The 18,331-nt window shown below is 72.1% G+C and carries 17 protein-coding genes; 14 read left to right on the top strand and 3 right to left on the bottom strand.

Annotated features, from left to right (window positions below):
• The first annotated feature begins 114 nt into the window (after positions 1-114).
• From ligD to MTP10_RS20485, 12 genes are all read left to right on the top strand, one after another.
• A complete protein-coding gene (gene ligD / locus MTP10_RS20540) occupies positions 115-1,296 on the top strand; it encodes a non-homologous end-joining DNA ligase (protein ID WP_310711110.1) in 1,182 nt (393 codons plus the stop codon).
• A gap of 348 nt (positions 1,297-1,644) precedes the next feature.
• Entirely contained in the window at positions 1,645-2,616 is a 972-nt protein-coding gene (locus tag MTP10_RS20535; protein ID WP_310711109.1) for a UDP-glucuronic acid decarboxylase family protein, read from the top strand.
• A gap of 61 nt (positions 2,617-2,677) precedes the next feature.
• Positions 2,678-3,040: a nuclear transport factor 2 family protein gene (locus tag MTP10_RS20530; protein WP_310711108.1), complete on the top strand. Its 363-nt coding sequence runs from the start codon at positions 2,678-2,680 to the stop codon at positions 3,038-3,040.
• Between the two features lie 21 nt (positions 3,041-3,061).
• On the top strand, positions 3,062-4,387 hold the full coding sequence (locus MTP10_RS20525) for a hypothetical protein (RefSeq protein ID WP_310711107.1): 1,326 nt from the start codon (positions 3,062-3,064) through the stop codon (positions 4,385-4,387).
• A complete protein-coding gene (locus tag MTP10_RS20520) occupies positions 4,380-5,378 on the top strand; it encodes a glycosyltransferase family 2 protein (RefSeq protein ID WP_310711106.1) in 999 nt (332 codons plus the stop codon). The genes MTP10_RS20525 and MTP10_RS20520 overlap by 8 nt, the downstream gene beginning before the upstream one ends.
• A complete protein-coding gene (locus MTP10_RS20515) occupies positions 5,375-6,586 on the top strand; it encodes an ATP-grasp domain-containing protein (protein WP_310711105.1) in 1,212 nt (403 codons plus the stop codon). Before MTP10_RS20520 ends, MTP10_RS20515 begins: the two co-directional genes overlap by 4 nt.
• On the top strand, positions 6,583-7,284 hold the full coding sequence (locus MTP10_RS20510) for a hypothetical protein (protein ID WP_310711104.1): 702 nt from the start codon (positions 6,583-6,585) through the stop codon (positions 7,282-7,284). The genes MTP10_RS20515 and MTP10_RS20510 overlap by 4 nt, the downstream gene beginning before the upstream one ends.
• Before the next feature lie 3 nt (positions 7,285-7,287).
• A complete protein-coding gene (locus MTP10_RS20505; protein ID WP_310711103.1) occupies positions 7,288-8,565 on the top strand; it encodes an AMP-binding protein in 1,278 nt (425 codons plus the stop codon).
• Between the two features lie 109 nt (positions 8,566-8,674).
• Positions 8,675-9,691 (top strand): NAD-dependent epimerase/dehydratase family protein, encoded by a 1,017-nt coding sequence (locus tag MTP10_RS20500; RefSeq protein ID WP_310711102.1) that lies wholly within the window; start codon positions 8,675-8,677, stop codon positions 9,689-9,691.
• A gap of 24 nt (positions 9,692-9,715) precedes the next feature.
• Positions 9,716-10,720: a hypothetical protein gene (locus MTP10_RS20495; protein ID WP_310711101.1), complete on the top strand. Its 1,005-nt coding sequence runs from the start codon at positions 9,716-9,718 to the stop codon at positions 10,718-10,720.
• Positions 10,721-10,723: 3 nt separating this feature from the next.
• On the top strand, positions 10,724-11,515 hold the full coding sequence (locus tag MTP10_RS20490) for a hypothetical protein (RefSeq protein ID WP_310711100.1): 792 nt from the start codon (positions 10,724-10,726) through the stop codon (positions 11,513-11,515).
• Positions 11,512-12,735, top strand: coding sequence for a hypothetical protein (locus tag MTP10_RS20485; RefSeq protein ID WP_310711099.1), 1,224 nt, complete (start codon positions 11,512-11,514; stop codon positions 12,733-12,735). Before MTP10_RS20490 ends, MTP10_RS20485 begins: the two co-directional genes overlap by 4 nt.
• Before the next feature lie 54 nt (positions 12,736-12,789).
• Here the strand turns inward: MTP10_RS20485 and MTP10_RS20480 are convergent, their stop codons facing one another.
• Both MTP10_RS20480 and MTP10_RS20475 read right to left on the bottom strand, forming a co-directional pair.
• Positions 12,790-13,446: a response regulator transcription factor gene (locus tag MTP10_RS20480; protein WP_310711098.1), complete on the bottom strand. Its 657-nt coding sequence runs from the start codon at positions 13,444-13,446 to the stop codon at positions 12,790-12,792.
• On the bottom strand, positions 13,443-15,029 hold the full coding sequence (locus MTP10_RS20475; RefSeq protein WP_310711097.1) for a histidine kinase: 1,587 nt from the start codon (positions 15,027-15,029) through the stop codon (positions 13,443-13,445). The genes MTP10_RS20480 and MTP10_RS20475 overlap by 4 nt, the downstream gene beginning before the upstream one ends.
• A gap of 97 nt (positions 15,030-15,126) precedes the next feature.
• Between MTP10_RS20475 and MTP10_RS20470 the strand changes: the two genes are divergently transcribed.
• Together MTP10_RS20470 and MTP10_RS20465 are read left to right on the top strand one after the other, a co-directional pair.
• Positions 15,127-16,089 (top strand): alpha/beta hydrolase, encoded by a 963-nt coding sequence (locus tag MTP10_RS20470; RefSeq protein ID WP_310711096.1) that lies wholly within the window; start codon positions 15,127-15,129, stop codon positions 16,087-16,089.
• The gene (locus MTP10_RS20465; protein ID WP_310711095.1) at positions 16,082-17,305 is read left to right on the top strand and encodes an acyltransferase; all 1,224 of its coding nucleotides are present in this window, start codon (positions 16,082-16,084) and stop codon (positions 17,303-17,305) included. Before MTP10_RS20470 ends, MTP10_RS20465 begins: the two co-directional genes overlap by 8 nt.
• Here the strand turns inward: MTP10_RS20465 and MTP10_RS20460 are convergent.
• Positions 17,198-18,271, bottom strand: coding sequence for an ROK family transcriptional regulator (locus MTP10_RS20460; RefSeq protein ID WP_310711094.1), 1,074 nt, complete (start codon positions 18,269-18,271; stop codon positions 17,198-17,200). The genes MTP10_RS20465 and MTP10_RS20460 overlap by 108 nt on opposite strands.
• Positions 18,272-18,331: the final 60 nt, after the last annotated feature.

Below are 18,331 nucleotides of genomic sequence, written 5' to 3'. Positions count from 1 at the left end.
GCGCGAACGGCGACATCGCCGTTCCATGCACCGGCGAAGCGGTGGTCCCTTCGCCGGCTGAGCCGCGTCCCGCTGCTCCGGGGGATTGTCGGGGGTGTTGCGTAGGGTTGGCCCATGCCCGACATCGAGGTCGCGGGGCGGCGGGTCACCGTCACGAGCCCCGACAAGGTGATCTTCCCGAAGAGCGGCCACACGAAGCTCGACCTGGTGCGCTACTACCAGGCCGTGGCCGAGGGGGCGCTGCGCGGGGTGGCCGGTCGCCCCATGATCCTCAAGCGGTTCGTGCACGGCATCGAGGAGGAGGCGTTCTTCCAGAAGCGGGCTCCCGCCAAGCGGCCTCCCTGGATCGAGGTGGCCGAGCTGCGCTACCGGTCCGGGCTGAGCGCCGAGGAGGTCGTGGTCGGCGACCTGGCCCAGCTCCTCTGGGTGGTCAATCTCGGCTGCGTCGACCTCAACCCGCACCCCGTCCGCGCGGACGACCTCGCCCACCCCGACGAGCTGCGCATCGACCTCGACCCCGTGCCCGGGGTCCCATGGGACGACGTGCTGGCCACCGCCCAGGTCGCCCGGGAGGTGCTGGCCGACCACGGCCTGACCGCCTGGCCCAAGACGTCCGGCTCGCGCGGCTTCCACGTCTACACCCGCATCGAGCCGCGGTGGACGTTCGCCGAGGTGCGCCGGGCGGCCGAGGCCGTGGCCCGCGAGGTCGAGCGGCGGGCTCCCGACGTGGCCACGAGCCGCTGGTGGAAGGAGGAGCGGCACGGTGTCTTCGTCGACTTCAACCAGAACGCCTACGACCGCACCGTCGCCTCCGCCTACTCCGTTCGCGCCGTTCAGGACGCCCGCGTGTCCACGCCGCTGACCTGGGACGAGGTGCCGGGGTGCCGTCCGGAGCTGTTCACCGTCGAGACCGTGCCGCGGCGGCTGGCCGAGCAGGGCGATCCGTGGGCCGGCATGGACCTCCACCCTGGCTCGCTCGACGGGCTGCTGGAGCTGGCCGAGTCGCTCGGTCCCGCTCCCAAGCCCCCCAAGGGCACGGGCCGCAGGCGCCAGGTCGTCCCGGTCATCGAGATCGCCAAGGCCCAGCACAAGGACGAGGCCCTGGCGGGGTTCGAGCGGTGGAAGTCCCGCCACCCGGAGGCGGCGGCCCGGCTGGAGCCCGCCGACATCCTGGTCGACGGCATGCGGGGGCGCAGCAGCGTGTGGTATCGCGTCCGGGTCAACCTCCAGCACGTCCCGGAGCCGGAGCGGCCACCCCAGGAGCCCTTGGAGGTCGACTACGACCCGTGGCACTGACCTGACCGGAATGACCGGACCGCGCCGAAATGAGGTTACCGGGCCGTCCGAAAAGCGGTCGGCCGTAGGAAACCGCAGGTAGGGGGCCGCCCGATATTCCCTGGCATTTGCGCGGGTGGCGGAAAAGGGCCGGGCAATAAGGATGATGTTGATGTCCTTGACGCAGTGATCATGTCGGGCTTACGCTCACTGAAACGTTGGTGTCATGCACTTCTGCGGGCAGTGAAGAATGCTCACTCAGCGGCACACGGGGATGTTCGTGCGGCGTGACCGCACATAAAAAGTAACCAGGGAAGTCTACTTGTCGTGCCATTTACCTGCCTATCTTGAGCAAGCCGGCGGCTCTCCATGAGCCGCCCCGTCGTCGCCATCACCGGCGGAGCCGGATTCCTCGGGTCACACTTATGCGAACGGTTTCTCGGCGAGGGCTACCACGTCATCTGCGTGGACAATTTCCTGACCGGGTCGGTGGGCAACATCGAGCACCTCATGGCAGAGGACCGCTTCCGGCTGGTCAGGACCGACGTGTCGGAGCACCTCATCATCCCCGGGGCGGTGGACGCCGTGCTGCACTTCGCCTCGCCGGCCTCACCGGTGGATTACCTCCGGCTGCCGATCGACACGCTCCGGGTCGGCTCCAACGGCACGTTCAACGCGCTTGAGCTGGCTCAGGACAAAGGGGCGCGGTTCGTTCTCGCCTCGACTTCCGAGACCTACGGCGATCCGCTGGTCCACCCGCAGCCGGAAAGCTACTGGGGCAATGTGAACGCGGTCGGCCCCCGCGGTGTGTATGACGAGGCGAAACGCTTCGCCGAGGCCACCACCACGGCCTACCGGCGGGCCCGCGGCGTCAATGCCGCGATTCTGCGGATCTTCAACACCTTCGGCCCCAGAATGCGGCCGTTCGACGGGCGGGCCATTCCCACGTTCATCAGGCAGGCGCTGCTGGGCGAGCCGATCACGGTGTCCGGCGACGGCCGCCAGACCAGATCCGTCTGCTACGTGGACGACCTGGTCGAAGGCATCGTCCGGTTGTTCAACTCGGACCTGGACGGCCCGGTCAACATCGGCAACCCGCATGAGCTGTCCATGCTCGCGCTCGCCGAGTGGATCAAGGTGCTGACCGGTTCGGCGTCGGAGATCACGTTCGTACCCCGGCCGCAGGACGACCCGTCGGTGCGCCGTCCTGACATAACGCTCGCCAGAGACCGGCTGGGCTGGGAGCCGCAGATTCCCGTCGAGGAAGGGTTGCGGCGGACCATCGCCTGGTTCCAGGAGCATCCGCACCTGTGGAACCGGATGAAGGCGGTTCGGCTGTGATGCGGTCCCGCAGCGCGGGGCCGGCGCGGCCCGGTGACCATCTCACACAGGGGACGGAGCGATGGACTTCGCACAGGCACTCGCCGGCCATCTGAAGGCGATCGACACACGCGACCTCGACGGGTTCCTGGCGACCGTCCATCCGGACGCGTCGGTGATCCTGCCGAACGGCACCCTGCTCGACGGCAAGCAGGCCATCGCCGACTTCCACGCCGCCTGGTTCGACGACTCCGACTGGTCGATCAGGACCGAGACCGTCAGGGCCGAGACCATGGGTGACGCCGCGTTCGCCGTGCTGTCGGTGCTCTACGACGACCTCGACCCCGAGGGCACGCCATACCAGAAGAAGTACTACCTGACGTTGTACTTCACCCGCCGCGACGAGCGCTGGCTGCTCGTTCACGACCAGAACACCTTCGTCTGAGATGACGACGGGGGGAGCCTTGTGAGCCGGTTGCGATCCACGATCAACCTGGCGCCGGTCGCCTATCACCTGGCCGCCGTCCGGCGGCGCGAGCGCCTGAGCCACGCCGAGCAGCGCGACATCCAGTCCCGGCTGCTCCGCGCCCTCGTACGGCACGCCTACCAGGACGTCCCCCACTACCGGCGCGTCTTCGACGCCTCGCTGGTCGAGGGCCTGCGGAGCGCCGAGGACCTGTCCGCGTTCCCCGTGCTCAGGCGCGAGGACCTGCGTGAGCTGCCGCCGGGCGAGCTGCTCGCGGCCGGTTTCACCCCGGAGAACACCCGCGCGGCCACCACCAGCGGCTCCTCGGGAATCCCGATCACCATCCGCAACTCGGAGCGGGACCTCGGCTACCTCCGCGCCACCTATCTGCAGGACATGCTCGGCGGTGGAGTGCGCCTGACCGACCGCGTCGCCTACTTCCGGGTTCGCCCGTTCCTGCGGCATCCCCTGGAACGCTTCGGGTTGCTGCGCAACTTCCACGTTCCGACCGACCGGACGCTGGACGAGCAGGTGACGGCCTTCCTGGCGGCCCGGCCGACGTTCCTGATCGGCTTCCCCAATGTCATCGGCAGCGTCGTCGAGGAGCTGCGACGGCGGGGCGTCCGGTACGACGGCGTGCGGACGGTGCTGTTCGGCGGCGAGCGGCTGACCCCGACCGCGCAGGCGCAGATCCTCGACCATCTCGGAGCGGCCCACCAGGAGGTGTACGCCTCGGTCGAGGTCTTCACGATCGCCCGCACCTGCCCGGAGGGGCGGTTGCACCTGCGGTCGGCCGACCTGGTCGTGGAGGTGGAGCACGCGGACGGGACCGTCTCGGTCGAGGACGGGGAGGGCGAGATCCTCGTCACCCGGTTGCACAGCGAGGCCATGCCGCTGATCAGGTACCGGCTGGGCGACCGGGTGCGGATCACCCCGAACGACTGCTCGTGCGGCGTGGCTCGCACGCCGATCGTGCGGGAGGTGATCGGCCGCAGCGAGGACCGGCTCGTGGACGCCGACGGCCGGCGCTTCTACGGCGACTTCATCACCTTCGCGGTTCAGGACTTCCCCGAGGTGAGCCGGTTGCAGGTGGTCCAGACCCGGCCGGGGGCGATCGAGATCCGGACGGTGCTGGCCCCCGGCGCCCGCGCCGACGTGACCGTCGACATCGCGGCCGCGGTCCGGCGCGTGCTGCCCGACCAGGAGGTCACCGTACGGCAGACGTCGTACATCGCCCCGGAGCCCAACGGGAAAATCAAGATCGTCAAGGTGCTCGACCCCGCCCGTGAAGACGCGACAGAGAAGGGTCGTGCGGCAGATGTCTGACTCCGCGCCGAACACCCGGTCCGGCATCACCGCGATGGTCCCGTGCTACAACGAGATCGCCTGCATCGAGCGCGCCTACCGGGAGATCCGGGCCGAGCTGCGGCGTTACGACGACGTCGAGCTGCTCTTCGTCGACGACGGGAGCACCGACGGCACCCTGGACGCCATCAAACGGTTCGCGGCCGAAGACCCCGCGGTGAAGTACATCTCCTTCGCCCGCAACTTCGGGCTCGAGGCGGCGTTCTCGGCCGGGTTCACGTACGCCTCCAAGCGGTGGACCGTTCAGTTCGACGCCGACCTGCAGTCCCCTCCGAAGGAGATGCACCGCCTGCTGGAGAAGGCGCTCGAAGGGTACGACGCGGTCTTCGCGGTCCGCGAGAACCGGCAGGATCCCTGGTACCGGCGGTTCGGCACCTGGGCCCATCAGACGATCGCCCGCAGGTGGCTCGGCATCGAGCTGCCGCCCGGCGCGTCCGTGTTCCGCGTCGTCCGGACCAGCGTCGCGCGCAAGGTCGTCGACAGCCGTCTGTCCACGCCGTACTTCATGGCCACCGCTCCGCTGCTCGGCGCCCGCTACACCACGCTGCCCACCGCGCATCAACCGCGCCTGGAGGGGCGCGGCAAGTGGAACCTGCGCAAGCTCTTCGCGCACGCCGTCGAGCTCTTCGTCGGGTTCTCGTACCGGCCGCTGACCTGGCTGATGGGGCTGTCCCTCGTGGGGCTCGCGGGCGGGGCGACGGTCCTGTCCCTGGCGTTGACGGATCACCTCGGCTACTTCGACCTCGCCGAGGCCAGCCTGGTCGTCGCGATGGTCGCGCTCGCCATGCTCGCGCTGATCGCCCGCTATCTCGTGCGGATGATGCGGGTGCAGGCGATCAGCATGCCTCGCTACCAGATCCGCGAGGCCAACATCTCCATCCGGGCGGACGAGGCCCTCTACGGCTACGAGACGCCCTTCGCCGTCGCCGACATCTGGGAGAACGCCAGTTGAGAAACCTCATCGTGCTCGGCGGTGGCGAGGACCAGATCCCCGCCTACCGGGAGGGGCGCCGACTCGGCTACCGGGTGATCGGCGTGGATCAGCGCCCGGACGCGCTCGGCGCCGCGGAGGCCGACCAGTTCCTCTGCATGACCAGCAGGGACCCGGAGGGCATCGCTCGGGTCCTGGGCCCGATCGACGTCGCGGCCGTCATCTCCCCGGCCAGCGACGCGGCCCAGGAGGCGGTCGCCGAGCTGAGCCGGATCTACCGGACGGCCCATCAGCCCGCGCCCGGCGCGCTGCGCTGCTCGGTGGACAAGGGGTTCTTCAGGGAGGTCATCGACCGGCTCGGGCTGCCCGCGTACCGCCACGTTCAGCACGACAGCCCGGAGCGGCTCACCGAGGCTGCCGCGGGCATCGGCTATCCCCTGATCGTCAAGCCCGCCGACTCCTCGGGCAGCAAGGGGATCACCGTGCTCGACGGACCCGGCAGGCTGCCGGAGGCGATCGAGTACGCCCGGAAGCACTCCTTCACCGGGCACGTGATCATCGAGGAGCTGGTGGCCGGTCGGCACTATGCGGTGGAGTCGTTCTTCGCCGACGGCCGGTTGGCCTTCATGGCGGTGACCGACCGCACCATCACCGGGCCACCGGCGATGATCAGTCTCTCCCATGTGGTCCCCGCCGACCTCGACGAGTCCGTGCACACCCGGCTCGGCCAGGCCGTCACCGCGATCTGCGCCGAGATCGGCCACACGCGCGGTCCCGTCAACTTCGACTTCGTGCTGACGCCCGGCGGCGACATCTGCTTCATCGAGATGGGCGCCAGGCTCGGCGGCAACGGCATGCCGCTGCTGGTCCAGCACGCGTTCGGGCTGAACACCGTCGAGGCCGCCATCCGGCTGGCCCTGGGAGAACCCCTGGACATCGCCACCGTCTCGGAGCGCAGGATCGCGGCGTTACGCATCCTGGCCGCCGAGGTCGACGGAGTGCTCACCGCGATCGAGGGGCTGGACGCGCTCAAGCGGATGCCCGAGGTCGTGGACGTGCAGGTGTTCAAAGAAGTGGGCGGCCATGTCCGTGCCTACACGCAGGCCGGTCACAAGCTCGGTTACCTGATCATGGTCGCCGATACGCGCATGCGGCTCGAATCCGCTCTCGACGAGGCCCTGCGGACCCTCCGTTTCGTGATCGAGCCCGACTCGAAAGGTTCTGAATGATTCCCCGAAAGCCCCTCGGCTTCCTGATCTTCGCGGCGCTCGCCGTGGCGGCGGCCGCCTTCGTCTGGTTCGGGCTGCCGCACGACCGGGAAGTGAAGTCGCTGGGCATCTTCCTGTTGAAGCTGCTGCCCTTCGTCTTCGCCGCCGAGGCCCTCGCGCGGCTCGACGTGGAGTGGGCCAAGCGGATCCGGCTGGTGCTGTGGCTGGTCCCGATCATGTTCCTGGTGTACTTCCTGTACTTCGTCCCCAAGATCTTCTACTTCGGCGGCGTGGTCAACGGGAGCAGGGAGGCCTACTACGGCCTGTACTACCACGTCCTGACGGTCACACCGCTGATCATCATCTCCCTGGTGCTGGCCTACCGGCTGGGCGGCGGCACGCCGGCTGTCGTGCGCAGGCTCGCGTACGGCATGCTGCTGCTGATGCTGTCGGGCCTGGAGGACCTGGCCTTCCTCACGGTCAACGATCACACGGATCCGCAGTGGGCGACCATCCCCGCGGTGTGGGACTGGGCCTCGCACATGACCGTGTTCATCGGGCACCCGCCCACCAAGTACGAGGCGTACGCGTTCATCGCCGTCCACGTGCTGCTGGCGCTGGCGGTGTTCTTCAGCCCGCAGCGCTGGTGGGACGGCCTGCGCGCGCGCTCGATGGCGCGTTTCGGCAAGCCGGCCGGCGTCGGTTCGGAGAGCGTGTAGGCGATGCTCGTCCGCGAAGCGTGCTACGTCCCGCTCAGCATCGCCCGGCAGTACGGCGATGCCGAGAGGCTGCGCCGGCACCAGCTCCGCTGGATCAACCGGCTGCTGGGCCTGGCCCGTACGCGGGTGCCGTACTACCGGGACGATCCGCGCTACGCGCGCGGCCCCCTGCGCAGCCTCGCCGAGCTGGCCGAGCTGCCCGTGCTGGACAAGCAGGTGCTCCGCGAGCAACCGCTGGAGCGCCTGCTGGCCGAGGACGTGGACCCGGACCGCTGCCTGTCCTTCCAGACCAGCGGCAGCACGGGCCGCCGGGTCCGCGTCCTGCACGACCAGGACAGTCACGACTACCACATGGCCGCCTGCGTGCGCCGTTTCCTGGCCACGGGACGCTACCTGCCCACGGACCGGCTCAGTCACATCCGCCCGTTCGCGCCTCCTGGCCGGATGTTCGAGAAGCTCAAGCTGTTCCGCCGCCACGTGATCCTCTCGCATCGCCCGATGCGTGAGATCAAGGCCGAGCTCCTGGCCAACCGCCCCAAGGTGCTCATCGGCTATCCCGTTCACCTGCGGGCCCTGCTCCGCGAGCTCACCCCCGCGGAGCTGGCACGACTGAAGCGGACGCTCCGCCTCGTCATGACCGAATCGGAGTTGCTGCTCCCGGAGCACCGGACGATGTTCGAGGAGCGCTTCGGCGCCCCCGTCTTCGACGAGTACTCGGCCTTCGAGGTGCTCAACATCGCCTACGACTGCCGATACGGCCGTGCCCACCTGGGTGAGGACCGCGTCTACTGCGAGATCGTCGACGACCAGGGCCGGCCGCTGCCCGACGGTGAGCCGGGGCAGGTGGTGGTCACCGCCTTCATGGAGCGCGCCATGCCCCTCCTGCGCTACAGCCTCGGGGACATCGGCATGATCGAACCCGGCCGGTGCCGCTGCGGCCGGAGATTCCGCACGCTCAGGCTCACCGCCGGGCGCAGCAACGACTACGTCACGCTCCCGTCGGGGGAACGTCTCTACCCCGACGCCTTCCTGCACCTGGCCGCCGTCCACCCGGGCATCAGCGAGTGCTTCGTCCATCAGGACGCGGACGGGCTGGTGCGCCTGCACATCGTCCCCAGCGGCGGCGACGGGCAGGAGGTGTTCGAGACGGTCCGGGCGAAGCTCTTCGGCCTGGCCGGAGGAGACTTCCCACTGGAGGTGGTCGCCGCCGAGTCCGTCCGGATCAGCGCGGGCGGCAAAGGCAGATTCGTCACCTCCGACTACGCCGCGCCGCCCGCATGAGGAGCCCGGCCTTGTGCGTCGTGCCGTTCCACCCGCATGGCCCGCGCGCGAGCGGGCCGACATCATCAGCGCGCCGGCCCTGGTCTGCCGGTGGGAAGGAGTCTGCGTCATGACGTACACGTCACTGGTGACCGGGGGCGCCGGTTTCATCGGCTCCCACGTCGCCGCCGCCCTGCTGCGGGCCGGTCATCGCGTCGTGGTGCTGGACGACCTGTCGGGAGGCGACGCGGCGAACGTGCCCGAGGGCGCCCACTTCCACCACGGCAGCGTCTGCGACGCCGGGGTGGTGGACGCGCTCTTCGCCGAGTGGCGTTTCGACTACGTGTTCCATCTGGCCGCCTACGCCGCCGAAGGTCTGAGCCACTTCATCAAGCGCTACAACTACACCAACAACGTGATCGGCAGCGTCAACCTCATCAACGCGTCGGTCAACGCGCAGACGGTGCGGTGCTTCGTGTTCACCTCCTCCATCGCCGTGTACGGCCACGCCGAACCCCCGATGACCGAGGACATGCCGCCCGCCCCCGTGGACCCCTACGGGATCGCCAAGTACGCGGTCGAGCAGGAGCTGAAGGTCACGCACGAGATGTTCGGCCTGCCGTACGTGATCTTCCGCCCGCACAACGTGTACGGCGAGCGGCAGAACATCGGTGACCGCTACCGCAACGTCATCGGCATCTTCATGAACCAGATCCTGCGCGGCGAGCCGTGCACCGTCTTCGGCGACGGCGAGCAGACCAGGGCGTTCAGCCACATCGACGACGTGGCCATTCCGATCGCCCGCTCGATCGAGAACCCGGACGCGTACGGGGAGACGTTCAACATCGGCGGCGACACGCCCTATTCGGTGAACGAGCTGGCCGCGGCCGTGGCGACGGCCATGGACGCGCCCCTGCGGGTCCAGCACCTGCCGGCGCGGCACGAGGTGGTCCACGCCTACTCCTCCCATCAGAAGGCGCGGGACGTGCTCGGGGTGGGGTCCGGCTCCGTGCCGCTCGCCGACGGGCTGGCCCAGATGGCCGCCTGGGCGAAGAAGCACGGGCCGCAGGAGCCGTCGGTGTTCTCGGGGATCGAGGTGAGCCGGAACATGCCGCCGTCGTGGCAGGCGCTCGTCGTACCGTCCTGATGGTTGTGCCATGAAAGCGATCACGTGCGCCTGGAACTCCTCGACCCCCGCCACGACCCGGAGCCGCCCGGCTGGGAGAAGCTGCGCCGTGCCGCGGGCCAGTACGTGACCTGGCGTTACGACCTGCTGCGGGCCTACGCGTGGGCCGCGCAGGCGCCGGTGCTCCTCGCCGTGCTCAGCGAAGGGGACGTCGCGGTCGGCGCCGTGTCGGCGTCCTTGCGCGGCGTCCGCCCGCGCCGCGGCTCATACGCCTCCGGCCGCGACGTCGCGGGCGTCGTGGACGTGCACGCGCCCGGCAACCGCTCCCTGAAGGGCTGGTGGTTCACCGGCGTCCCTGAGCCGGAGCGTCGCCGCGAGCTCCTGCGCGCCTACGTGCGCGGCGTCCGGCAGGCGCTGGGCCCCGGCTGGCGCGGCGTCCTGTGGCGCGAGGTGTCGCCCGGCGAGGCCGCCCAGCTGCCCGGCGTGGTCAAGGCCCGGCTGCCGACCGCACCCCTGGCCCGGCTCGCCACCCCGTCCGGCATCGACGAGTGGTACGCACGGCTGCACGGGACCCGCGGGGCCTCGCTCAGGAGCTGGGCGCGGCGCCTCGCCGCCGACTCGCGTCTGTCGATCCGCGTCGGCCCGGCCCGCGACCTGGTGACGGGAGCGGAGGCCTGCGCCCTGCGTGCGCGGAACGACCTGAAGTACCGCAACCGGCTCTTCCCGCTCGCGCCGCTGCCGCTGCCGTACTTCGACGGACTGGTCGGCAGCGACGAGGTCGTGGCGGTCGCCTACCGCGACGGCGGGCGGCTGGTCGGGCTCTGCCTGACACTGGACCACCGCACCTGGCCCATCTGCCTCAGCTGGGGAGGGCTGCCGCCGGGAGACGGCGGGCGCAAGCACCTGTACTTCGACTTCTACGTCCGGATGGTCGAATGGGCCGTCGAGACGGGCAAGGCCGGACTGGTCCTCGGCAAGGGGAAGGCGGACATCAAGCGCTCCCTCGGCGCGGACCTGGTTCCCTCATCGGCGATCGCCGTACCCTTCTGACCCGTGGACGCCCCCATGACCTGCGTGCAGTGCGGCCACCCGGACCCCGTGCCGATCACCAGACGCCCGCGCCGGACCCGGTACTCCTGCCGGTCCTGCGGCGCCCTCTTCTCGGAGGTCCTCTTCCCGCAAGATCTCTTCGAGGACGCGATCGTCGATCGGGAACCGCCCGCGCCGGCCGGCGCGGACCCCCTGTCGGCGTTCATGCCCGAGCGCATGGTCCGGTGGGTGCGCGAGCGCGATCCCGCCACCGACGCGCCGGACCGGGTCACGCTCGCCCGCTGGTACAAGGACTTCGACGCCCTCGTCGCGGCGGCCAGGAGCTCTCCGCAGGCCCGGGCCACCGTCGAACGGGTCAGCGAGATCCCCCTCGACCGGCTGCCCGCCAGGATCCCCGCGTTCTCCCAGGTGTGCGGCGCGTTACGCGCCACGTGCTACGACGCCGGGCTCGCCGCCGCCAGGCTGGGCGGCGCGGACTTCGTCCTCGAACGGGTGGGCCACGTGCGGCGCTGGCTCGCCACGGCGGGCCGGTCCACCACCTGGCTGGCAGCGCCCCCCGCCCTGCCCCCGGCCCGCGAGGAGGTCGAGGCCCTCCTCGCGTCGCGGGACTGGCACACCACGGACCAGGTCAAGACTCTCTTCCGCGCCCTGTTCGGGGTGGACAAGGGGCCATCCGTGACAGGCGTCCGCGAGCGGTTCGGCGACGAACGCGTCCGCCAGGCGCTGCTCGCCTGTCTGGAGAGCGGCGCCCGCCCGCTGCGCGAGGCCGTGGCGGCCGATCTGGACGCGGCGTGACCGGCCGGTCCACCGCGGCCGCGGCGCATCGCATCGGCCCGCGCCGCCTCCTCACGCTGCTGACCGGCCGCGCCGCCTTCCGCCTCCTGATGTACGGCTCCGCCGGCGTGCTGGTCGCGGCGTGGAGCCGGGAGGACTTCAACCGGTACGCGGCCGCCGTGGGCGCGGCGGGATGGCTGGGCATGCTGGCCCAGTCGGGCCCGGAGAAGGCGGCGCTCACGCTCCTCCCGCGGGCCGGCCGCACCCGCGGGCACCTCGTCGGCATGCTGCGCGCGGTCGTCGCGTACGTCCCGCTGCCCTTCACCGTGGCCGCCGCCGTCGCCCTCCTGCTCGCCCCCGGCTCCCAGCCCGCGGTCTACCTGACGGCCGCCGCCTACTACGTCGCCCTGGGCTGCGGGATGCTGGGCGTGGCCGTCCACCGCGCCCTTGGCAGGTACGCCAGGGACACGGTGAACTCCGCACTGCTGGGCCTCGGGATGATCGGCATGGCCTGGCTGGCGTTCGTCGTGCCGCTGCCGCCCGCCGGTTACCTGGCGGGGCTGCTCGCCCTGGTCATCACCCTGAACCTGGCGCTGGTGCGCGGCCTGCCGCGCGGGAGCGGAGCGCCACGCCCGATGCTGCGCGTCATCCTGGCCCGTACGGCGGCGCTCATGGGGGCGGCCGACGTGATGGCCAGCGCGATGATCGGCACACTCTTCGTGGAGCTGTCCCTCACCCCGTACGCGAGCCAGAGCGGCGACCTCTACCTGATGACCATCGGGTGGGGGTTCGTCACCTCCGTGGTCTACACGCTGCAGCGGATCTACCAACCTCGGCTGGTGGTGCACCTGGGCCCGGACGGACGATCCGACGACGCCGCCAGGGTACGAGAACTCGTCCGGCGCGTCGCGCGGGCGTCGGTCTGGGCGAGCGGCCTCTGGCTGGTGCTCGCGGGGGCGGCGCTGGCGGGCGGGCTGGCCGGGACCCGATCGCTGGTCGCGCTGGGCGTCCTGCTGGCATCGCTGCTGCCCGCCAACGCGCTGGCGAGCGTGGGGATGTTCGTGCTGGAGAACACCGGGGAGGCCGGACTGCGCGACAGCGCGAAGGCCGTGGTGCTCACCTGGGCCGCGATGACCGCGCTGGGCGCGGTGGTGATCCCCTTCGCGGGAGCCGCCGGAGCGGTGTACACCCTCGGAGCGCAGGGGTTCGTTCTGGGACTCGTTTTGAGAAGGCGCATGTGACGGGCTGACGTCAGGGGCAGCGCGGGACTGACCCGTCGACGGCGGCGGGGCGGCTCATCCGGAGGGCGAGGCCAGGCCGGCCTCGTAGGCGAGGATGACGAGCTGGACCCGGTCCCGGGCGGCCAGCTTGGACAGCAGGCGCGTCACGTACGCCTTGACGGTCGCGACGCTGATGACCAGCTCGGCCGCGATCTCGTTGTTGGACAGGCCGCGCGCGACCAGGGTCAGCACCTCGCGCTCCCGGTCGGTGATGCCCTCCAAGGAGCGCGGCGCCGGGGCGGGCTCGGGCCGGTCGGCGAACGCCTCGATCAGGCGGCGGGTCACGCTGGGCGCGATCAGCGCGTCCCCCGCGGCGACGACGCGGACGGCCGCGAGGATGTCGTCCAGCGCCATGTCCTTGACGAGGAACCCGGAGGCGCCGGCGCGCAGCGCGCCGTAGACGTAGTCGTCGTCGTCGAAGGTGGTCAGCACGACGACCCGCGCCCCGCTGGTGCCGGCCGTGATCAGCCGGGTGGCCTGGATGCCGTCCATGCCCGGCATGCGGATGTCCATCACCACCACCTCGGGGCGCAGGTCCTCGGCCAGCCGGACCGCCTCGGCGCCGGTCCCGGCCTCTCCGGCGACGTCGAGGTCGGGGGCGTCGGCGATGACCATCCGCAGGGCGGCGCGGATCAGCGGCTGGTCGTCGGCCAGGACGACGCGGACGGTCATCGCACTCCTGCCGGGATCGGGAGGCGGGCCGCCACCCGGAACCCGCCTTCGGGACGCGGCCCGGCGGAGAGCTCCCCGTTCAGCAGGCCGACCCGCTCGCGCATCCCGGCCAGCCCGTAGCCGCCCCCTCCCATGCGGCCGCTCGCCGCGTGGCCTTCTCGTGCCCAGCCCTCTCCCGCCCGGTTCTGATCCGTGCGGCCCTCTCCTGCGCGGTCTTCTTCCGCGCGGCCCTCTCCCGCCCGGTTCTGATCCGTGCGGTCATCTCCTGCGCGGTCTACTTCCGTGTGGTTCTCTTCTGACGAGCTCTTCCCCTCGGGCCGCCGTCTCTCGCGGTCCTGTCCCGGGCCGGAGTCGAGGACCTCGATCGACAGCTCGGCCGGCCGGTACTCGACGGACACCTGGCACGAGGGGACGCCCGCGTGGCGGACCACGTTGGTGACCGCCTCCTGGACGATGCGGTAGGCGGAGACGTCGAGGTCGGCGGGCAACGATCGCCGTTCGCCCAGCCAGCGCACCTCGACGCGGACCCCGGCGTCCGTCGTCGTCGCGGCCAGCCGTTCGAGATCCGCCAGACCCGGCCTCGGCCGGTTCGCCGGCTGGACCGCGGCGTGAGAGGCGTGTGGCGCCGTCCGGCCGGTGGCACGCGGGGTGTCCGGTCCTGGCTCGGCCCGGGTGCGCGGATCGTTCGCCGTCGCACGGGCCGGGGCGTGGGATGCCGGCTGGCCGGTGGGGGGCGGGGTGTGGGGGGATGGCTGGGGCGGGTCGTCCGGTTGGCGGCTGCGGAGGGTGCCGACCATGCGGCGCAGCCCCGACAGCGTCTCCCGGCCGACATTCTCGATCTCGCCCAGCGCCTGCCGGGCCCGCTCGGGCTGCGTGTCGATGACCCGCCGCGCCGCCCCCGCCTGGAGGGCGATGACGCCGATGCTGTGCGCGACCATGTCGTGCAGCTCACGGGAGATGCGCAGCCGCTCGTCGGTGACCGCGCGGGCCGCCGCCTGGGCGGTGAGCGCCGCGGCGTGCTCGCGGGCCTGGTGCGTCGAGCGGCCGATCAGCCAGGCGATGACGGCCGTCATGGCCACGGCCAGCTCCGCCGACGTGCCCACGGCCCAGCCGAGCAGCAGCCGGGTGGCCAGGTAGCCGGCGAGCAGGCCGAGGGCTGCGGCGAGAGCGGCGGCCCCGGTGCGGCGCGGCCGGGTGGCGGCGATGACGTACAGCGCCACGTCCACCGCGAGGTACTGGGCCAACGGGATCTCGCCCACGCCCAGCGGGACGCAGGCGAGGACGGGCGCGGCCAGCAGCAGCGTCAGGGCCGCCAGCGGGCGGCGGCCCAGCAGGCCGCCGCCGGACAGCGCGAGGGCGGTGGCGACCGCCAGGAACATCAGACCGTCCCACCGGTAGATCAGGCTGCCGGGGCTCACGGGGGGTGACCACTCGCCGGGCAGCCGGACCCGTACGAGGAACGTGAACACCATGCCCGCGCACCAGGCCAGGGCCGTCCACACCCCCGGAGGAACCCGCTTGAGCAGCGGCGGTGTCGTGACCTGCATGCGCAGATCGTAACGGCGGGCCAGGGGGCCGGTCATCGGACCAGGGTCGTACGACCTGGGTCTACCGGCGCGGGTGCGAATGCCACCGGTGGTCCGATGTGGCGCGGGCGCCCCCTGCGACACCGTCGGTCACGTGATCCACGTTGACGCCCCCCGCGCGCGCCGGGCCCTGCTCGCCGCTCTCGTCGCCGCCTCGGTGGCGGTGCCCGTCTCCGGAGCGGCACGCCCGGGAGCCGTTCCCGCGCCCGTTCCCGTCCCCCTGCCCGCGCTGCGGGCCGCTCCGGAGGTCCTGGCCGGTCGATACGCGGCAGCTCGGAGTGGCATCCTGGCGGCCGAGCGGGCGGCCGACCGGCACGGCGACCGGTGGCGGGCCGCGATGCTGCGCGCCATGGCCGACCCCGCGCGGCGGTTCCTGTCGTTCGACGGCCGCGACGGCGGCCGCGCCGTCGAGGTCTTCGGCGACCTGCCGTCGGCCGGGCGGATCGCCGTGGTCGTCCCCGGCTCCGACACGAACCTCGACAAGTACGGGCTCCTGCGCGGCGGCTCCCTGCGGCTGCTCGGGGAGCTCGGCGACAGGTCGGCCGTCATCGCCTGGCTCGGCTACCGGACGCCCGCGACCGTGAGCCTGTCGGCGCTGACCTCCGGCCTCGCCGAGCGGGGCGCCCGTGACCTGCGCGCGTTCGTACGGGAGCTGCGCGCGGCCCGGCCCGGCGCCCGGATCTCCCTGCTGTGCCACTCGTACGGCGGCGCGGTCTGCGGCCTGGCCGCGCCCGGCCTGGACGTCTCCGCGGTCGTGCTGGTGGGAAGCCCGGGCGTGACCGTGGACCATGCCGCCGAGTTGCGCACCCGGGCGACGGTCTGGGCGGGGCGCGGCGCCGGCGACTGGATCGCCCGCGTGCCGCACGTCCGGATCGGCCTGCCCTCCGGCGTCCTCGGGTTCGGCGCCGACCCGGTCTCCCCGGGGTTCGGCGCCCGCGTCTTCCCGGCAGGCGGCGGCGGGCACAGCGACTACCTGAGAGCCGGCTCCCTCCCGCTGCGGAACATCGCCCGCATCGTCTCGGGCCTGCCCCCCGTCCGGGCGGTGGACGGTGCGTGACCTCGTCCGGCGTGTCGCCGCGGGGACGCCCGCCGGACGCGACCGCGGCATCGACGGGCTGCGGGCCCTGGCCATCCTGGGCGTGGTGCTCGGTCACTGGCTGGTGACGGCTCCGGTGATCGACAGCGGCACCACTCGCGTCACCAGCCCGCTGCGGCACATGCCATGGCTCGCCCCTGCCTCCTGGATCTTCCAGACCATGGCGGTCTTCTTCCTCGTGGGCGGGTGGACGGCCGCGGGGAGCCACGCGTCCGCTCTCGCCCGCGGCCGCTCGTACGGGGAGTGGCTCGGTGGCCGTATGGCGCGCCTGTTCAGGCCGGTCGTCACCGTGGCGGTGGTCTGGGGCGTGGTGGCGGTCGCGATGCTCGCCGCCGGGGCCGACGTCGGGACGGTGCGGGCGCTGGCCAAGCTGGTGTGGTCACCGCTGTGGTTCCTGCTGGTCTTCGCCGGGCTGACGGCGGCCACCCCGCTGGCGGTCAGGCTGCGTCCGGGATGGCCGCTGGCGGTCGTCGCGCTCGCCGACCTGGGCCGGTTCGCCCTGGGCGGGCCCTCCTGGATCGGCTGGATCAACGTGGCCGCCGGGTGGCTGGTGCCGTACTGCCTGGGCGCGTCGTGGGCGCGCGGCGGCGGGGAGCCAACGTGGGGCCGCCGGGCGGGATGGGGGTTGGCGGCCGGTGGTGCCGCCGCCACCGCCGCGCTCGTCCTGTGGGCCGGTTACCCGGCCTCCATGGTCGGGGTGCCCGGCGCCCCCGTCTCCAACCAGTCCCCGCCCACTCTCGCGGCCGTGACGTTCGGGCTCGCCCAGTGCGGGGCGGCCCTGCTGCTGCTCGGGCCGTTGCGGCGGGCACTGCGCCGCCCCGCCGTCTGGGCGGTCGTGGCGCTCGCCAACCTCTCCGCGATGACCGTGTTCCTCTGGCACCAGACCGCCATGATCGCGGTCACCGGGCTCGGCACGCTCGCGGGCAGGCCTCTGACGGGCCTGCACACCGTGCCCCTCGGCCCCGCCTGGCTGGTCGCCCGGCTGGCCTGGCTGCCGGCGTTCGGGCTGGTCCTGCTGGCGTGCCTGGCCGCGTTCCGGTCGGGCGAAGGCGGGCCGAGCGGCGGCCGGTCAGCCGAAGACCGTGTCGCGGGCCAGGTCGAGGGCTGTCAGGACGGCGCCCTGGAGCACCGCGTTGCCTGCCACGGTGCTCGGCCGCACCTCCACCGGGGCAGGTGAGAGCGCTCTCGTACGCTCGGACACCAGGGCGGCCAGCGCGTCGCCGCCCGCGCGGCCCGTCTTGCCGCCCAGCACCACCAGCCCCGGGTCCAGGATGGAGACGAGCGCGGCCGCCCCCTTGGCCACCCGCTCGGCCAGCACCTCGGGGGCGAGGCCGTCCGCCGTCCCGGCGGCCACCTGGTCGCAGTACGGCCTGCCGTCCACCTCCAGGAAGCCGATCTCGCCCGCGCCGCCCGAGACGCCCCGGCGCAGCCGGCCGCCCAGCACCGTCGCCGCGCCGATCCCGTCGTCCAGCCACAGCAGCACGAAGTCCTCACGGCCCGTCGCCGAGCCGGTCCGCCACTCGGCGACGGCGGCGAGGTTCACCTCGTTCTCCAGGGTCACCGGGACTCCGAGGCGCCGGCGCACCGCCTCCGAGAGGCCCGGCCGCCAGCCGGGCACGTCGTTCGGCGCGACCAGGTCGCCGCTGCGCGGGTCCACCAGGCCGGGCGCCCCGATGACGACGGTCTCCAGAGCCCGCCCCGCCGCCGCCTCCACGACCGCCTCCGCGACCAGGCCGGGCAGATCGGAAGGCAGGCCGCCGGGGCCGGGGGCCGGCGCGCCGGGTGCTTCCACCCGCGAGACCGGAACGATCTCGCGGGTGGACGAGCCGACGACGTGCCCCGTGATGTCCACGACCGTGACGTGGAGGGCCGAGCGGCGGACGTCCACGCCCGCCACGTGAGCCCGCTCCGCCACGAGTCCGTACAGACGGGCGTTGGGGCCGCGCCGGTCCTCGCCGTACTCGCCCGTGACCTGGATGAGGCCGCCCTCCATGAGCCGCTCGATCAGGTCCGACACCGTCGGCCGTGACAGCCCGGTGAGGTCGCGGAGCTGGGGAGCGGTCAGCGGCCCGTGCTGGAGCAGCAGGTCGAGGGCCAGTCGGTCGTTGATGGCCCGGGCCAGGGACGGAGTGGCGCTCTTCACGGCATCGATATTAGTCAGGGTTCCTGCCTGATAGGTATTTCCATCAGGGAGCCTGCCTGA

The organism is Nonomuraea sp. 3-1Str, assembly GCF_031570565.1.
Lineage (GTDB): Bacteria > Actinomycetota > Actinomycetes > Streptosporangiales > Streptosporangiaceae > Nonomuraea.
This window is presented reverse-complemented; position numbering and strand designations above follow the sequence as displayed.

What these genes read in the sequence shown, in the direction of transcription:
- MTP10_RS20535 (WP_310711109.1), top strand. Translation starts at nt 1,645, where the DNA reads ATGAGCCGCCCCGTCGTCGCCATCACCGGCGGAGCCGGATTCCTCGGG.
- MTP10_RS20505 (WP_310711103.1), top strand. Translation starts at nt 7,288, where the DNA reads ATGCTCGTCCGCGAAGCGTGCTACGTCCCGCTCAGCATCGCCCGGCAG.
- MTP10_RS20510 (WP_310711104.1), top strand. Translation starts at nt 6,583, where the DNA reads ATGATTCCCCGAAAGCCCCTCGGCTTCCTGATCTTCGCGGCGCTCGCC.
- MTP10_RS20480 (WP_310711098.1), bottom strand. Translation starts at nt 13,446, where the DNA reads ATGACCGTCCGCGTCGTCCTGGCCGACGACCAGCCGCTGATCCGCGCC.
- MTP10_RS20530 (WP_310711108.1), top strand. Translation starts at nt 2,678, where the DNA reads ATGGACTTCGCACAGGCACTCGCCGGCCATCTGAAGGCGATCGACACA.
- MTP10_RS20520 (WP_310711106.1), top strand. Translation starts at nt 4,380, where the DNA reads ATGTCTGACTCCGCGCCGAACACCCGGTCCGGCATCACCGCGATGGTC.
- ligD (WP_310711110.1), top strand. Translation starts at nt 115, where the DNA reads ATGCCCGACATCGAGGTCGCGGGGCGGCGGGTCACCGTCACGAGCCCC.
- MTP10_RS20500 (WP_310711102.1), top strand. Translation starts at nt 8,675, where the DNA reads ATGACGTACACGTCACTGGTGACCGGGGGCGCCGGTTTCATCGGCTCC.
- MTP10_RS20475 (WP_310711097.1), bottom strand. Translation starts at nt 15,029, where the DNA reads ATGACCGGCCCCCTGGCCCGCCGTTACGATCTGCGCATGCAGGTCACG.